We start from the raw sequence: 14,808 nt of genomic DNA, 5'->3' as shown, positions 1-14,808 counted from the left end.
CGATGGGCAGTTCGCCCTTGGCCTCGGGGTGTCCGGAGACCCGGCTTGCCCAGCGCCCGGGCGTTTTCGCGAGGTGCGGGGAGATGCGGTCCGGTTCCCTGCGGCGCGGACCCGTGTCGTCCCGCGCGGTGAGGTGCGGTGCCGGGTTCAGTCCAGGATCCGGGCCAGATACGCCTGGATCAGGACGCGGGTCTCCGCGACGATCGCCGGATCGCCCGACGGGTCGGTGCGGAAGGCGAGTTGGAGGAGCGCATCGGCGGCTTCGACGCAGACCAGGATCGTCCGGAGCAGATCCTCGTCGGCGGTGCGCCCCAGATGACCGGAGAGCAGCCGGGCAAGGCGCTCCGCGACGCGGCGATTGGCGTCGGAGGCCGGGTCGTCCACGGGGGCCGGGGCGCCGAAGTCGACGAGGGCGAAACCGGGGACGGAGCGCTTCATCGCCAGGTATTCGTCGAGCACGGCGTCGATGGCGCTGCGCCAGTCGGCGGCCGGGATGGCGGTCAGGCGACCGGTGATGCGCTCCGCGTAACTGTCCAGGTTGCGCCGGGCCAGGGCGTCGGCGAGGGCGCGCTTGTTGGAGAAGAACCGGTAGACGGAGCCGATCGGGACTTCCGCGCGGGCGGCGACGGCCCGGGTGGACAGCTGCTCGTAACCGGTCTCGTCGAGGAGTTCGGCGCAGGCGTCGAGTATCCGGGCGAGGCGCTCGGCGCTGCGCTGCTGCACGGGGGCGCGGCGGAGGTTCGTATTCGCATGGGGCACGGGCTCCATGATGCCGTGACTCTCCTCTGCGGGACGGGCGGGTGCGCACCTGCGGTCAGGCGAGGAGCAGGGTCAGCCCGCCGACGGTGTACGCGATCATCAGGGCCAGCAGGGGAAGCTGCCCCGCGACGGCGCGGGCGGGCGGGAAGAGGCGCACGGACCGGTCGTGGGCGGCGACGACGCCGAGGATGTGCCCGACGACGATCGCGGCGACCTGGAGCGTGGCGATGCCGCCGGGGCCCAGGGGCGGTTCGGGCGGGACCGGATTGTCAGCGCCGAGTGCCACCATGACTGTGCGCGGGCCTTCGGTCACGAAGAGTGTGAAGTAGTGGGCGACGAGATAGCCGAGGGCGATCGGGACGAGCGAGTGCGCGAAGACGGTGAGGGGGTGGCGGAGTTGACCGGAGATCAGCCGGGTGGCACCGGCGCAGAGGGCATAGAGGGTGGCGACGAGGGCGACGGCGGCGAGCAGCCCGAGCGTGGCCGCGGTGGTGCGGCCCAGGGGTGAGGTCTGGACGGCGGTGATCCAGGAGGGGGCGTCGGAGAAGCCGTCGTAGGCGGTGGAGCCGAGCATGACGCAGACGGTGGCGACGAGACCGGAGGTCTGCGGGGTGGCGTCGAGTCCGTTGAACGGGGAGCGCAGGACGAGACGGCGGTCGGCAGGCCGGCGGCCGAGGGGGGAGAGCCGGGCGAGCAGGCCGGAGTAGACCTCGAAGGCGTCGGCGTGGTCGAACCAGCGGGCGCCGTGGCGGGCGGCGCCCGCGAGGTGGACAGCGCCGTACAGCATGAGGAAGAGAAGGAGGGCAGTGGACGATGCGGGGTCGGGGGCGACGAGTTCGAGCCAGGTGAAGGCGAGGAGTCCGGCCGCGGCGGGCCACAGACCGAGCTGTGCGGGAAGGGGGCGGCCCGCGGCCGGGTCGCGGGCCAGCGCACGGCAGACGAGGAGGTGGAGCGTGCGCAGGGGGTTGAGGAGTCGCCAGACGGGACCGAGGAGGAGCGAGGCGGGGACGAGCCCGACCCAGAGGAGCACGTAGACGGCGCCCGCGGCCGGGTTGCGCTCCGGACCGTCCGGGCCGAGGAGGAGATGGAGGAGGACGAACAGGGCGGCGGCCAGGCCGAGGGCGCGCGCGGCGATACGGGTGGGGCGGGCGTCGGCGAGGCGCTGAAGAGGGACCGGAAGCGGGCGGCCCGCCCGGTCGCCCCGGAATCGGGAGGCGGGCCAGAGCAGGCCGAGCGCGAGGAAGGAGACGAAGAGCGCGGCGAAGGCACCGGCGAACGCGTAGAAGGGGGACAGCGGCAGGTCGTGCCGGGAGCCGATGCCATGGGCGAGGACGCTCACCGTACGACGAGCTGGGTCAGGAGCAGATCGGACTCGTGGGACTCGACCTCGAAGAGCCCGGTGCGGTCGGCGGTGAGAGTGAGGGTGGTGGTCCGTCCGGCGGGCAGGCGCGCTTCCTTGTCGTAGCCGTGGACATGGAGGGTGTCGGCGCGGTCGGTGCGGACGCGCAGCTCGATGCGCTGCCCCTTCCTGAGCTCGGTGCGGCCGGGGGCGGGGCTGACCTTGCCGTGAGAGATGACGATCTCCAGAGTCCGGTCGGGGCGGGGCTCGGCGGGGGTGCCGGCGGAAGGAGTGGTGGTGAGAGGCGTGGTGGCCTGGATCGGTGTGGAGTGCATTGCCCAGGCGGTGTGATCGTCGGCGTACAGCCGGGCCGTGAGGGTGCGGCCGCCGCCCGCGTCGCGGACGAGGGAGCCGGGGAGGTGGTACCAGGGGCCGTAGAGCCGGGCCAGGGGGTGGCCGTCGAGGAAGAGCCGGGCGTGGCCGCGCCCGAGGAGCGCCGCGCCGCCGACACTGTCCGGGCTGAATCTGAAGTTCCGTACGGAGAGATGGACGTTCCACCCGTCCTCGGAGTCCGGCCGTACGGCGACGGTCACCGCGGGTGCGCCCTTGGCCTCGACCTGGCGGAGCCGGTGCCCGGATCCGTCGTCCGCGGTGAGGAGCCGGCCGACGCTGCCGCCGGCCTGTTCATGGCTGGTGCCGGGCCTGTGGTGGGTGGTGGGCCGCCCACCGCAGGCAGTCGCACCGCACACGAGGGCGCCTGCGGTGAGAAGGGCGACGGCGAGCCGGGGGAACGCCGTGCGCGACGTGAGCGGCGTGAGCGGCGTGAGCCTGTTGAGTCGCAGCGGGCGGGGAGATCGCCTCATGATCAGTCCCCGTCCGGTCCGGAGCCCCGGTGGGACCCGGAATGCGTGTCCGGCCCGGAACCCGCCGATCCGGACCCTGAATCCGCACCGTGTCCGGAGCCCGCGCCGTGGCCCGAATTCCTTCCCACGCCCGCACCGGCACCCGCCCGGTCGTCGCCCTGCGTGTCCGCCGCATCGGCGTTCGCGTTCGCGTCCGCGTCCGGCCCCGGGTCCGCCTTCTTCCGTACCGCCCGTTCCCCGTGCCGCGCCGAAGCCGCCACCGCCCACACCACCCAGATGACGCCGAGGAGACCGCGTACCCAGGCCGGGCCGATCGGGATCCACGGGATCATCAGGACGGCCTTGTCGAAGGCGTCGAGCAGGGTCAGGGCGCCCAGCACCATCGTGGTCCAGCCCAGTCCGGGCCGCTCGCCGCGCAGGACGAGTCCGATGGCGGTCCACCACGCCCCGGTCAGCAGCAGCGCCACCGCAGGCAGATAGGAGGACGCGAGGCCCGTCGTCGCACCGGCCACATCCAGCCCGAGGCCGATCGCGCCGAGCAGGGTGGCCGCTGTGGCGAGCCGGCTGTGCCGCAGGCGGCGCCACCAGAGCACCCCGCCGACCAGTGCGAGCACCAGAGCGACACCCAGCGCGATCTGCACCTCGATGCGCTCGATGCCGCGTGCGCCGTACCAGTCGCAGCCGGCCGGCAGCCGCCGCGCCTGCACGTTGTAGTCGGCACAGACCAGCAGTTGGGCAAGTTTGACCGGTTCGCCCACCAGCCGGTCGGTGCGGACGGAGACCGCGCCGCGCGCCGCCCCGCACGCGGGCAGCGAGCGCGGTGTGGACGGTCCGGTGTCCGACTGCCAGCAGTTGCTGTCGCCCTGGCCGTCCCACCACACATCGGTGCGGTTGGGCCGGGAGCGGCCCGCCTTGTCCGTGCCGAGGTGATTGCCCGCGTACCGGTTGTGGTGCGAGGTGTCGGCCTGCTTCGCGAGGGCGTTCTCGCCGCGGATGAAGGCGGGGACGGCGCTCAGGAAGAAGGCGGCGCGCCGCTGTCCGTAGATCCAGTTGTTCTCGTAGATGTTCCAGTTGCCGCCCGCGGTGATGATGCCGGTGCCCGGCGGCATGGAGATCTGCGGGCAGACGACGCCGTCCTCGTAGCCGCGTTCGACGGGCGGTTTGGCGCAGGTTCCGTCGGCGACGTACGGGTAGTAGTCGGCGTTGTTGTCGTGGATCAGGTTGCGTTCGAAGCGTGCGTGGTTCTGCGGGAGTCCGGGGTGGCCGGGGAAGGCGCTGTCCATCGAGGCGCCGCCCATGTTGTGGTCGAACTCGTTGTCGTGGACGTGGACCGAGTCGCCCGCGGTGCCGGAGTAGCCGACCATGTTGTGGTGGCTGCGGCAGCCGGTGATCTCGATCGAGTAGCGCGGCACGTCGTAGCCGTACCCGTCATTGATGTCCGACGCGCTGCCGGGGTAGATGCCGGAGTCGCCGTTGCCGTACGACTCGCAGTTCTTGTACAGCCCGTGGTCACTGGCGAAGGTGAGGAAGCCGTACTCGTCGTTCCACCGGGTGAGGACGTCGTCGATGACGAAGCCGTCCTGGGCCAGCACATACAGCGAGTTGAATGTCGTGCGCTGGGCGGTGAAGTTCTTGAAGTAGATGCCGTCGGAGCCGTCCGAGCGGATCGCGTTGAGTTTCCGGTACTTGGCGTCGATGACGACGTCGGTGCGCTCCGCGCCGGTCCCCTCGATCTGGAGCTGCTTCTTGCCGAGGATCGCCACCAGGTTCTGGTTGTGCGGACACTGCTTCTGCTGCGCGTACGACAGGATCTGGTAGCCGAGCTGCGAGTTGGGCGCCTTGAGCCTCGCGCACTCCCCCGTCGGACTGGGCAGCGAGGGCTCCTCCTCGTACAGGCCGGGCAGGATCGCGATGGTCATGCCCGGTCTGCCGACCTCGTCGACGGCCTGTTGCAGATGGCGGTACCCGGACTTCCGGCACCGGTCGAAGAGTTCGAGGTTGCGTGCCCGGAGCTTCGCCGGGAAGCCGGATATCCGGCGTTCGAAGTCGGCGCGGTCGCTCTTGCAGACCAGCAGATCGGGTTCGCCGGTGCGGTAGACCGGGACGCTGCCGGAACCGTCGGGCAGGGTGACCGGCCGTTCCTCGTGCGCCTGGGCGGCCGGGGCCGCGAGGAGTGCGGCGGCCAGTGCCACCAGGACCACCAGAAGTCTTCGTGTCCACGACATATGCCGGAGAGTAGAGCATTGTTCAACTTTTGGAACCCTCTTCTGCGCGACGGATCAAAAGATTTCCGTCACGGCCCCGCACCGGATCCGCGACGCGCCACCGCCCTGCCCCGTTGACGTGCCCCGTTCTAATTCCTACGGTGTCCCATAGGATTTCTTCGGCACCGGGAGCGCGGCATGGGCGGCATCGAGCAGGCGAGGAAGACGGCGGAAGCGCTTGCGCACTCCGCCGGTTTCGGCAATGAGCACAGCTCCGAGGCGGTCCCGGGGGCGCTGCCGCACGGCCGCAACTCGCCGCAGCGAGCACCCCTCGGCCTCTACGCCGAGCAGCTGAGCGGCTCGGCCTTCACCGAACCGCGCGCCCATAACCGCCGTTCCTGGCTCTACCGGATCCGCCCCTCGGCCGCCCACCCGCCGTTCGTCCGGATCGACAACGGTGCGGTGCGCACCGCCCCCTTCACCGAGTCCGTCCCCGATCCGAACCGGCTGCGCTGGGACCCGCTCCCCGATCCCGCGCCCGGCACGGACTTCCTGGCAGGGCTGTGGACCCTCGGCGGCAACGGCGACGCCACCCAGCGCACCGGCATGGCCGTGCACCTCTACCACGCCAACACGGCCATGACCGACCGGGTGTTCAGCGACTCCGACGGCGAACTGCTCATCGTCCCCGAGCGGGGCGGCCTGCTGCTCCGTACCGAACTGGGCCTGCTGCGCGCCGAACCCGGCCACATCGCGCTGATCCCCCGGGGTGTCCGCTTCCGTGTGGAACTCCTCGACGACTCCGCCCGCGGCTATGTCTGCGAGAACTACGGGCAGCCGTTCGCACTCCCCGACCTCGGCCCGATCGGCGCCAACGGCCTTGCCAACGCCCGGGACTTCCTGGCTCCCGTCGCCGCGTACGAGGACGCGGACCGCCCGGTCCAGGTGATCAACAAATTCTGCGGCAACCTCTGGTCCGCGACGTACGACCACTCGCCGCTCGACGTCGTCGCCTGGCACGGCAACCACACCCCGTACGTCTACGACCTGCACCGTTTCAATGTGATCGGCTCCATCAGCTACGACCACCCCGACCCGTCGATCTTCACGGTGCTGACCTCGCCGTCGGACACCCCCGGTCTCGCCGGTGTGGATTTCGTCGTCTTCGCGCCGCGCTGGCTGGTCGGTGAGGACACGTTCCGGCCGCCGTACTTCCACCGCAATGTGATGAGCGAGTACATGGGGCTGATCGAGGGGGCGTACGACGCGAAGACGGCCGGCAGGGGCGGCTTCGTGCCGGGCGGCGGCTCGCTCCACAACATGATGTCGGCGCACGGCCCGGACCGGGAGACCTTCGACCGGGCGAGCGCGGCGGAGCTGAAGCCGCAGAAGATCGACGACGGTCTTGCCTTCATGTTCGAGACCCGCTGGCCGGTCACGGCGACCGGACAGGCGTCGACCGCCGACCACCTGCAGCGCGGGTACGACGACGTGTGGCAGGGTCTCGAACGCAACTTCCGGCCATAGGCGAAGCCGCCGCTTCCCGGCCCCCGCTCGTCGCGTCCGCAGTGTCGCAGTACGGAGAGTCCAGGTGACCCAGGTGCCTCAACTGCCCCAGATGCCCCAGGTGACGGCCTTCGCCCCCGACTCGCTGGTCCTGAACCGCAAACTGCCGCTGTGGTACCAGGTCTCGCAGTCCCTGCGCGCGTCCATACTCGGTCGCGCCCAGGACGCCTCGCTGCGGCTGCCGACCGAGGAGCAGCTCGCCGCACACTACGGCGTCAGCGTCCTCACGATGCGGCAGGCGCTCAAGGAGCTGGAGACGGAGGGGCTGATCAGCAGGCACCGGCGGCGCGGCACCTTCATCGAGCCGCGGGCCCGCCGGGCCTCGCCGGTCCGGCTGCTCGGCTCGATCGATGCGATCGTCGCCCAGCAGTCGGGCGAGCGCACCACGGTCCTCGGCCATGGCCCGCTCGCCCTGCCCTGCGATCTCGCCGAGTACTTCCCGGGCTGTACGGACGTGGTCGGCTACCGGCGGCTGCGCTGCGACGGCGACACCGGCGAGCCCACCAACTGGGCGGAGAACACGGTGCATCCCGAGGTCGCGGCCCGGCTCGATGCCGCCGATCTCGAACGCTGGCCGATGACCAAGGTGTTGCGCGACCGCGTCGGCGTCCGGATCGCGCGGATCACGGACACGGTCGAGGCGCGGCTCGCCGACCCGGCCACCGCCGAGCTCCTCCAGGTCCCGCTGCTCAGCCCGATCCTCTTCTACACAGGGGTGACGTACGACGAGAGCGGCCGGGTGGTGGATGTGGCACAGATCCGGTACCGGGGGGACAGGTTCTCGTTCTCGGTGACGGTCGAAGCGCACTGACCGCACACGACGCGCCGTTACGATGCCTGGGGCGGCGGACGTGGCGACGGGGAGGACGACACGGTGGCAGCACGGGCGGGCGCCGGAGCCGGCGGGGACGACGGCATCCCGCTGCTCGACGACCTCATGCCATGGTCCGTACGGCCCCTGCGCACCGGGCGCCCTTGGGTGACGGCCCCGGACGCCGCTTCCCTCAAGGCCCGTTGGGGACGTCTGGTCAGCGCCGGGGGAGTCGAGCGCGAACAGCTTTTCCGGCCCACCCGTTCCCGTAACCCGCAGACTCCGGTCGCGGCGCTGCCCGGCCAGACCACCTCCACCGCCCGGTTCGCGCGGGAGTCCGGTCCGTGCCCCGAGCCGGTGCGGATCCTGCACGGACCGTTCGACGAGCAGTGGCTGATCCCCGACCACCGGCTGATCGACGCCGCCCGCCCGGAGCTGTGGAGGGTCGCCGACGGGCACCAGCTCTTCGCCGTCGAGCACGGGTACGTACCGCAGGACACCGGTCCCGCCCTGTCCGTGACGGCGCTGCTGCCCGACGGCCACTCCCCGGCGGGCCGCCCCGGCCGGATCCGGCCGCTCTACCGAAGGCCCGGCGGACGGGAACCCAATCTGGCGCCCGGTCTGCTCGGGCTGCTGCGCGCCCGGCACGGGGACGCGGTCACCGCGGAGTCCGTGCTGGCCTGGATCGTCACGGCGGCCCGTCATTCCCCGGCCGGATCCGTCGTGCCGCTGCCCGCCGACAGCGCACGCTGGTGGGCCGGGGTGGAGCTGGGCCGGGAGCTGTTGCGGCTGCAGCTGCGCGGCGCGCGCGGCGGGGAGCGCCCGCGGCTGCCCGGCGGGCGGCGCCCCTACGTGCGGGCCGCGGTACCGGCCGCGCCCGGCACGCTGGAGTACGACCCCGGCGACGAGGCGCTCCTGCTGGGGACGGGACGCATCTCGCCCGTGCCGGCGGGAGCCTGGGAGTTCCGGGTGGGCGGGGTCCGGATGCTGGAACTGTGGTTCGAGCGACGGGCGGCGGACGGGGCGGAGGACCTGGGCGGCCTGGAAGCGGTCCGGCCCCGCACGTGGCCCCAGGAATGGACCTCGGAACTGCTGGAACTGATCACCGTGCTCGCCCTGCTCGCCGAACTCCGTCCCCGGCAGGAGGGCCTGGCCGACGGCCCGCAGATCACGGCCGGCGATCTCCGCGCGGCGGGCGTCCTGCCGGTCCCGGCCACGGCCAGGCGGCCCGCGTCGGTGCTCGACCATCAGGAGGAGGGGCCGGACGGGCAGTTCGCGCTGCTGTGACGGCATCGGGGCGCGTACGCGCTACCGGTCGAAGGAGTCCAGCACCCGGTGCAGCGCCCGGTTGAAGACGCCGTCCAGATCGATCGGTCCGGGGTCCTCGGCGAATCCCGCCGCCATCCGCGGATACTTCCCGGTCGCGATCTGGCTGATCAGATAGTCGGTGCGCGCGGCGTGCTCCTGCTCCTCGGACCAGGGCAGCGACCGGCTGCGCTCCGCCGTGGCGATCTCGTTGGCCACATAGGTGGTAACCACACTGGTGACCATGGCGATGAGTTCCATCTTCTCGCCGAATCGCGCGTCGACCCCGTCCAGGCAGCTGAGCGAGTACTCCAGATACCGCAGGGCGTTCGGGCTGAAGCCGTACACGGGTGACATCAGCCGGGGCACCCAGGTGTGGCGGTGCATCATCTCGCGGGCCTGATGGGCCAGTGCGATGAGATCGGCGCGCCAGTCGCCGGACGGCTCCGGGAACTCGTACCCGTCGCTGACCGCGTCGAGCATCAGCTCGTACAGGTCCTCCTTGCGCGGCACGTAGTTGTAGAGCGACATCGTGCCGCAGCCGAGCTCCGCCGCGACCTTCCGCATGGACACCGCGTCGAGGCCCTCCGCATCGGCGATACGGACGGCGGCTGCCGCGATGTCGGCACGGCTGAACGCGGGCCTGGGGCCTCGGCCCGCACGCTCGGGGCGCGCCCAGATCACTTCGGGTACAGCGGGTCGCCCCACCATCGATCACCACCTCTCCCACCATCGTAGTTACGTACACCGTACGTAGTGCGGTACGGTGGGCCACATGACAACTACGTACGCTGTACTTAGTGAAGGTCTGGAGAAGCGTTACGGCGATGTCCACGCGCTGCGCGGGCTCGATCTCGCGGTCGCCGAGGGCACCGTGTGCGGAGTACTGGGGCCGAACGGCGCAGGCAAGACCACCGCCGTCCGGGTCCTCACCACGCTGACCGCCCCGGACGGCGGAAGCGCCCGGGTGGCGGGCCACGACGTGGTGCGCGAGGCGGGCGCGGTGCGCGCGGCGATCGGCGTCACCGGGCAGAACGCCTCGGTCGACGGCGAGCTGTCCGGCCGGCAGAATCTGCGGCTCTTCGCCAAGCTGCTCCGGTTCCGCGGCGAGGCCGCGCGCGCCCGCGCCGACGAACTCCTGGAACGCTTCGAGCTGACGGAGGCCGCCGACCGCCCGGCCCGCACCTACTCGGGCGGCATGCGCCGCCGCCTCGACCTCGCCGCCAGTCTGCTGACCCGCCCGCGGGTGCTCTTCCTGGACGAGCCGACCACCGGACTCGACCCGCACAGCCGCAACCAGATCTGGGCGGCGGTACGGGAACTGGCCGGCCGGGGCACGACCGTCCTGCTCACCACGCAGTATCTGGAGGAGGCCGATCAGCTGGCCGACGACATCGTGCTGATCGACCATGGCCAAGCCGCCCATCGCGGCACCCCCACCGAGCTGAAGGCCCGCATCGGCAGCTACGCCGAAGTGGTCGTCTCCCATGAATCGGCGCTGGTTCCGGCGGCAGGCGTCCTCGATCAGCTCACCGGCACCGAACCGGTACTCGACCACGAGCGCCGCACCGTGGGCGCCGTCGCGACCGACCCCACGCTCACCCTCCCCCGTATCGTCCGCGAACTCGACGCAGCGGGAGTACCGGTGATCGACGCGAGCCTGCGCCCGCCGACGCTCGACGAGGTCTTCCTCCGCCTGACCGACCGCGGCGACGGCCGCACCTCCCCGCCCCTGAAGGAGACGGCAGCATGAGCAGCACCGCACTGGTCCACGAGCAGACCGTCGCGCCCGCCACAAGCACCCCGATCGCCGACTCCCTGGCCATGCTGGGCCGCCATCTGCAGCGGATCAAAGCGGCGCCGGGCGTAATGATCCTGACCCAGACCATGCCGATCACGATGCTGCTGTTCTTCGGGTACGTGTTCGGCAGCGCCCTGGCCATGCCCGGCCAGGAGTACCGCGCGTTCCTGGTGCCGGGCCTGCTGGCGGCGACGGCGGCCAACGGCATCATGGTCGGGATGTTCCAGGCCTCGCAGGACTGCCACCGCGGGGTGATGGACCGGCTCCGTACGCTGCCGATGAGCCGGGCCGCCGTACCCTTCGGCCAGACCGCCGCCGATCTGCTGACCACGGCCATCGGCATGATTCCGCTGATCCTGGTCGGGCTCGCGGTCGGCTGGCGGATCGAGGGCGGTCCGCTCGCCGCCCTGGGCGCCTTCGGGCTGCTGTTGCTCCTCCGGTTCGCCACGTCCTGGCTGGGCTGCTGGCTGGGCCTGCTGATCCGCAACGAGGAGATCGCCGGTCAGCTGGGCAGTGCCACCTTCATCCTGCCGCTGCTGTCGAGTGCGTACATCCCGACCGACAATCTGCCGGGCTGGCTGCGGACGGTCGCGGAGTGGAACCCGATCAGCGCCATGGCCGCCGCCACCCGTGACCTGTTCGGCAATGCGGCACCGTCCGCGGACGCGGCCTGGCCGGCAGCCCATCCGGTGGCGGGCACGCTCGCCTGGTCGGCGGCGCTCCTCGTGGTGTTCGTACCGCTGGCCGTCCGGCGCCATGCGCGCGGCGGCGAGTGACACGGACCCACCGAGGGGCCACCGCACCGGCGCGACGGATGCCCCGTACACGTCGAGGGGTCATCGCGTCAGCGTGGCACGCACACCGGGCTCACCGCGGAATCAATGCGTCAGCGCGATCGACCTCAAGGACCCGCGCGGCCTCGCCGTGGTGCGCCGACTGGTTGCCGACGCCGATGTGTTCGTACAGAACCTCGCCCAGGGCGCGGCTGCCCGGCTGGGTCTGGACGCCGCGACGCTCTGCGCCGCGCACCCGCGGCTGGTCGCCGTCGACATCTCGGGGTACGGCGCCGACGGGCCGTATGCACACAAGCGGGCCTACGACATGCTCGTGCAGTGCGAGGCGGGACTGGTCTCCGTCACCGGCACGCCCGGGCAGCCGGTGAAGGCGGGTGTACCCGCTGCCGACATCGCGGCGGCGATGTACGCCTTCTCGGGGGTGCTCGCGGCGCTGCTGCGGCGCGCGACCACCGGGCTCGGCGGGCCGGTGGAGATCTCGATGCTGGAGGCGCTGGCCGAGTGGATGGGTCATCCGCTGCACCATCGGATGCATGGAGGCGAAACCCCGGTGCGCACGGGGCTCGCGCATCCCGTCATCGCCCCCTACGACGCATTCGAGACGGCGGACGGGGAACAACTGCTGCTCTCCGTGCAGAACGACCGGGAGTGGCGCCGGCTCACGGAACAGGTTCTGGGACGGCCGGAATTGGCGGGCGATCCGGACTTCGCGACGAACACCGCACGGACCGCTCACCGGGAGCGGACCGATGCGGTGGTGGCCGAGGCGCTCGCCACACTGACCACGAAGGAGGCGCTGGCCGGGCTGGACGCCGCGGGCATCGCCTGCGCCCGGCTGAACACCGTGGCGGATGTGGCGGCACACCCTCAGCTGGCGGCGCGGGACCGGTGGCGGGAAGTGGAATCACCGGTCGGGGCGTTGCGGGCCATGCTGCCGCCGATCACGCTGCCGGGCGGGGCGGAGCCGCGGATGGGAGCCGTACCGGCGCTCGGTGAGCACACCGAAGCACTGCTGCGGGCCGCGGGGATGACGGACGAGCAGACAGCGGAGCTGCGCCGGGACGGTGTGATCGCCTGAGCGCGGCCCGAGCGGTGGGCCGGTTCAGTCAGGGACGGGCGATCGGTCGGGTGCCGGATCGATGGTGACAGGCCGTCGGGTCAGCGGCGGCTGCCGAAGAGAGAGCGCCGCAGTCGCCGCAGCGGTGCGAAGAGCGAGACCCGCGCGCTCCTGCTCCGGCGGCTGTGCGCGGCGTCGCGCGAGGTGAGCTCAAGCATCAGCAACGTCGCCTCCGCGGTCTCGCGCTGCGGGACGGCGGGGCCGCCGAGCACTGCGAGATGGCGGTCGAGGCGCGAACTGGTCGCACTGCTCCCACATGTGATGGCAGGCACACGCGGCCTGCTACGCATCGCTATCTGTTCCATGTCACTCCCCACCCGTACGAGGGCACCCGGCCCGGGCAGGTTAACCCTATCCCCCCGCGATGACACGCGTGTATCCCGGGCGCCGGATTGAGCACACACATACGGAGGTTGACGACCGTACTCATAATTCGCTCGATTCCAGGGCGAGTTGGACAGAACGGGAGTGGTTGGCCCTCAGCGGCGGATTGGTGCGCAAGGGGGTCGGGAACGGTCCGGTCTGAGCTAGCGTGGAGAGGTTTCCGCCGTGCTGCCGCCACTCCTGCGGATGGGGATCACCGTGAGCAAAGTGCCGGGCGAGGACCGACTGATCGCGGGCCGCTACCGCCTGCTGGGCCCCCTGGGCCAGGGCGGGATGGGTACCGTGTGGCGGGCGCGCGACGAGGTGCTGGGGCGCGAGGTCGCCGTGAAGGAGGTCCGCGCCCCGTCGGGGCTGCCCGCCTCCGACGTACAGCGGCTCTACGCGCGCCTGGAGCGGGAGGCATGGGCGGCCGCGAGGGTCTCCCACCGCAACGTGGTCACCGTCTACGACGTGGCGACCGAGGACTCCCGCCCGTGGATCGTGATGGAGCTGATCCGCGGGCTCGCGCTCTCCGACGTACTGGACGCCGAGGGCCCCATGTCCCCGCAGCGGGCGGCGCACATCGGCGCGGAGGTGCTGGCCGCACTGCGCAGCGCCCATGGGTCCGGGGTGTTGCACCGCGATGTGAAACCCGGCAATGTGCTGCTCGCCAACGACGGGCGGGTGGTGCTGACGGACTTCGGTATCGCCATGGTCGAGGGGACATCCGCACTCACCATGACGGGTGAACTGATCGGCTCGCCGGAGTTCCTGGCACCGGAGCGCGCACTGGGGCGCACGCCGGGGCCCGAATCGGATCTGTGGTCGCTCGGTGTGCTTCTGTACGCCGCGACCGAGGGCAATTCGCCGTTCCGTCAGAACACCCCGCTGAACACGCTCCGGGCGGTGGTGGACGAGGAACTGCCGCCGCCCCGGCGGGCCGGCCCGCTCGCCCCGGTCGTCGAGGCGCTGCTGCGCAAGGACCCGGCCGAGCGGCTCTCGGCTGCGGAGGCCGAGCATCGGCTGCGGATCGTCGCCGCCGGGGGTACGCCTCGGACCGCGGGGGCCGGTGCGGCGGATCCGTACGGTGCCACGGTGACTGCCCGTACGACGGCGCCCGCAACGCCGTTTCCCGCGACCCCCTTCCCCTCCCCCGCTTCTTCTCCGACGTCCGCGTACGCCCCCGAGGAGCGGTCGCGTCGCGCGGTCGCCCTTCTCGCCGTAGGGCTGGCGGTCCTGCTGCTGGCCGTCGGCGGGATCGTCTGGACGCTGGCACACAAGGGCGACGACAAGAACGCCGGAGGCACCACCGGCGCGGCCGGCCCGGGGCCGACGAGCAGCGCCCCGCGCTCGACGCCCGCCACCCGGGGAACGTCCGGCTCTGACGGATCACCGGGCGGGGGCGGCGCCGGGAGCACCGGCAACACCGCCCACGGCAGTACGAGCAAGCCGCCGCCCCAGACCGTGGCGGTGTATCTCACCCCCGTACGCGACAGCTACGAGGGCAGTTGCCCACCGCCGCACACCGAGGCACCGGCGGTCGAGGCGACGATCACGGTGGGGCGCACGCCGGCCCGGGTCGAGTACCGGTGGGTGCTGAAGGACGGTACGAGCTCCGATCCCGGCTGGCAGTCGCTGTCCTTCGGCGCCGGCGACGGGCGGTCGAAGCAGGTGTCACACACGGAGCTGACGTACCGGCAGGACACCACGTACCACGGAACGATCACCCTGGAGGTGAGGAGTCCGGTCGCAGTCACCTCGAACGGAGTGGCGTTCTCGGTGACCTGCCGGACGGAGACCCCGACGGACGGGGCCTCCGCATCGGCGGAAGGGGCCTCCGCCCCGGCGGACGACTGACCGGGACGGCCCGTGGCTTCCGCCGCCCC

General features: G+C 71.7%; 13 protein-coding genes. 7 read left to right on the top strand and 6 right to left on the bottom strand.

Going from position 1 to position 14,808, the window contains the following annotated elements; all coding sequences use genetic code 11:
- Nucleotides 1-147: 147 nt before the first annotated feature.
- From ACWD6R_RS01735 to ACWD6R_RS01720, 4 genes are read right to left on the bottom strand one after another with little or no spacing between them, the layout of a single operon-like run.
- Nucleotides 148-768 (bottom strand): TetR family transcriptional regulator, encoded by a 621-nt coding sequence (locus ACWD6R_RS01735; protein WP_451816869.1) that lies wholly within the window; start codon nt 766-768, stop codon nt 148-150.
- A 46-nt stretch (nt 769-814) separates the two neighbouring features.
- On the bottom strand, nt 815-2,098 hold the full coding sequence (locus ACWD6R_RS01730) for a hypothetical protein (RefSeq protein WP_451816868.1): 1,284 nt from the start codon (nt 2,096-2,098) through the stop codon (nt 815-817).
- Nucleotides 2,095-2,961 carry a hypothetical protein gene (locus tag ACWD6R_RS01725; protein WP_451816867.1) on the bottom strand — a complete coding sequence of 289 codons (867 nt, stop codon included), beginning with the start codon at nt 2,959-2,961 and terminating at the stop codon, nt 2,095-2,097. The genes ACWD6R_RS01730 and ACWD6R_RS01725 overlap by 4 nt, the downstream gene beginning before the upstream one ends.
- Nucleotides 2,962-2,963: 2 nt before the next feature.
- The gene (locus ACWD6R_RS01720; protein ID WP_451816866.1) at nt 2,964-5,186 is read right to left on the bottom strand and encodes a right-handed parallel beta-helix repeat-containing protein; all 2,223 of its coding nucleotides are present in this window, start codon (nt 5,184-5,186) and stop codon (nt 2,964-2,966) included.
- 177 nt (nt 5,187-5,363) lie between these two features.
- Between ACWD6R_RS01720 and hmgA the strand changes: the two genes are divergently transcribed.
- From hmgA to ACWD6R_RS01705, 3 genes are all read left to right on the top strand, one after another.
- Nucleotides 5,364-6,692 (top strand): homogentisate 1,2-dioxygenase, encoded by a 1,329-nt coding sequence (hmgA, locus tag ACWD6R_RS01715; RefSeq protein ID WP_451816865.1) that lies wholly within the window; start codon nt 5,364-5,366, stop codon nt 6,690-6,692.
- Nucleotides 6,693-6,783: 91 nt separating this feature from the next.
- The gene (locus tag ACWD6R_RS01710) at nt 6,784-7,542 is read left to right on the top strand and encodes a GntR family transcriptional regulator (RefSeq protein WP_451817058.1); all 759 of its coding nucleotides are present in this window, start codon (nt 6,784-6,786) and stop codon (nt 7,540-7,542) included.
- Between the two features lie 63 nt (nt 7,543-7,605).
- Complete coding sequence (locus ACWD6R_RS01705) at nt 7,606-8,829, top strand: type ISP restriction/modification enzyme (RefSeq protein WP_451816864.1); 1,224 nt, start codon at nt 7,606-7,608, stop codon at nt 8,827-8,829.
- Nucleotides 8,830-8,850: 21 nt separating this feature from the next.
- Here the strand turns inward: ACWD6R_RS01705 and ACWD6R_RS01700 are convergent, their stop codons facing one another.
- Nucleotides 8,851-9,558, bottom strand: coding sequence for a TetR/AcrR family transcriptional regulator (locus ACWD6R_RS01700; protein ID WP_451816863.1), 708 nt, complete (start codon nt 9,556-9,558; stop codon nt 8,851-8,853).
- A gap of 64 nt (nt 9,559-9,622) precedes the next feature.
- On the opposite strand from ACWD6R_RS01700, the gene ACWD6R_RS01695 reads away from it, so the two are divergent.
- From ACWD6R_RS01695 to ACWD6R_RS01685, 3 genes are all read left to right on the top strand, one after another.
- Nucleotides 9,623-10,600 (top strand): ATP-binding cassette domain-containing protein, encoded by a 978-nt coding sequence (locus tag ACWD6R_RS01695; RefSeq protein ID WP_451816862.1) that lies wholly within the window; start codon nt 9,623-9,625, stop codon nt 10,598-10,600.
- Nucleotides 10,601-10,671: 71 nt separating this feature from the next.
- Nucleotides 10,672-11,424: an ABC transporter permease gene (locus ACWD6R_RS01690; protein WP_451817057.1), complete on the top strand. Its 753-nt coding sequence runs from the start codon at nt 10,672-10,674 to the stop codon at nt 11,422-11,424.
- A 73-nt stretch (nt 11,425-11,497) separates the two neighbouring features.
- On the top strand, nt 11,498-12,520 hold the full coding sequence (locus tag ACWD6R_RS01685; RefSeq protein WP_451816861.1) for a CaiB/BaiF CoA transferase family protein: 1,023 nt from the start codon (nt 11,498-11,500) through the stop codon (nt 12,518-12,520).
- Between the two features lie 80 nt (nt 12,521-12,600).
- On the opposite strand, the gene ACWD6R_RS01680 is transcribed toward ACWD6R_RS01685, so the two are convergent.
- Complete coding sequence (locus ACWD6R_RS01680; RefSeq protein ID WP_327247209.1) at nt 12,601-12,864, bottom strand: hypothetical protein; 264 nt, start codon at nt 12,862-12,864, stop codon at nt 12,601-12,603.
- A gap of 265 nt (nt 12,865-13,129) precedes the next feature.
- Here ACWD6R_RS01680 and ACWD6R_RS01675 point away from each other — a divergent pair, with 265 nt between their 5' ends.
- On the top strand, nt 13,130-14,779 hold the full coding sequence (locus ACWD6R_RS01675; protein WP_451817056.1) for a serine/threonine-protein kinase: 1,650 nt from the start codon (nt 13,130-13,132) through the stop codon (nt 14,777-14,779).
- Nucleotides 14,780-14,808: the final 29 nt, after the last annotated feature.

This window comes from Streptomyces sp. NPDC005151, from assembly GCF_053599875.1.
This window is presented reverse-complemented; position numbering and strand designations above follow the sequence as displayed.

What these genes read in the sequence shown, in the direction of transcription:
- ACWD6R_RS01725 (WP_451816867.1), bottom strand. Translation starts at nt 2,961, where the DNA reads ATGAGGCGATCTCCCCGCCCGCTGCGACTCAACAGGCTCACGCCGCTC.
- ACWD6R_RS01680 (WP_327247209.1), bottom strand. Translation starts at nt 12,864, where the DNA reads ATGGAACAGATAGCGATGCGTAGCAGGCCGCGTGTGCCTGCCATCACA.
- ACWD6R_RS01720 (WP_451816866.1), bottom strand. Translation starts at nt 5,186, where the DNA reads ATGTCGTGGACACGAAGACTTCTGGTGGTCCTGGTGGCACTGGCCGCC.
- ACWD6R_RS01735 (WP_451816869.1), bottom strand. Translation starts at nt 768, where the DNA reads ATGGAGCCCGTGCCCCATGCGAATACGAACCTCCGCCGCGCCCCCGTG.
- ACWD6R_RS01700 (WP_451816863.1), bottom strand. Translation starts at nt 9,558, where the DNA reads ATGGTGGGGCGACCCGCTGTACCCGAAGTGATCTGGGCGCGCCCCGAG.
- hmgA (WP_451816865.1), top strand. Translation starts at nt 5,364, where the DNA reads ATGGGCGGCATCGAGCAGGCGAGGAAGACGGCGGAAGCGCTTGCGCAC.
- ACWD6R_RS01690 (WP_451817057.1), top strand. Translation starts at nt 10,672, where the DNA reads ATGCTGGGCCGCCATCTGCAGCGGATCAAAGCGGCGCCGGGCGTAATG.
- ACWD6R_RS01675 (WP_451817056.1), top strand. Translation starts at nt 13,130, where the DNA reads ATGGGGATCACCGTGAGCAAAGTGCCGGGCGAGGACCGACTGATCGCG.
- ACWD6R_RS01710 (WP_451817058.1), top strand. Translation starts at nt 6,784, where the DNA reads ATGCCCCAGGTGACGGCCTTCGCCCCCGACTCGCTGGTCCTGAACCGC.
- ACWD6R_RS01695 (WP_451816862.1), top strand. Translation starts at nt 9,623, where the DNA reads ATGACAACTACGTACGCTGTACTTAGTGAAGGTCTGGAGAAGCGTTAC.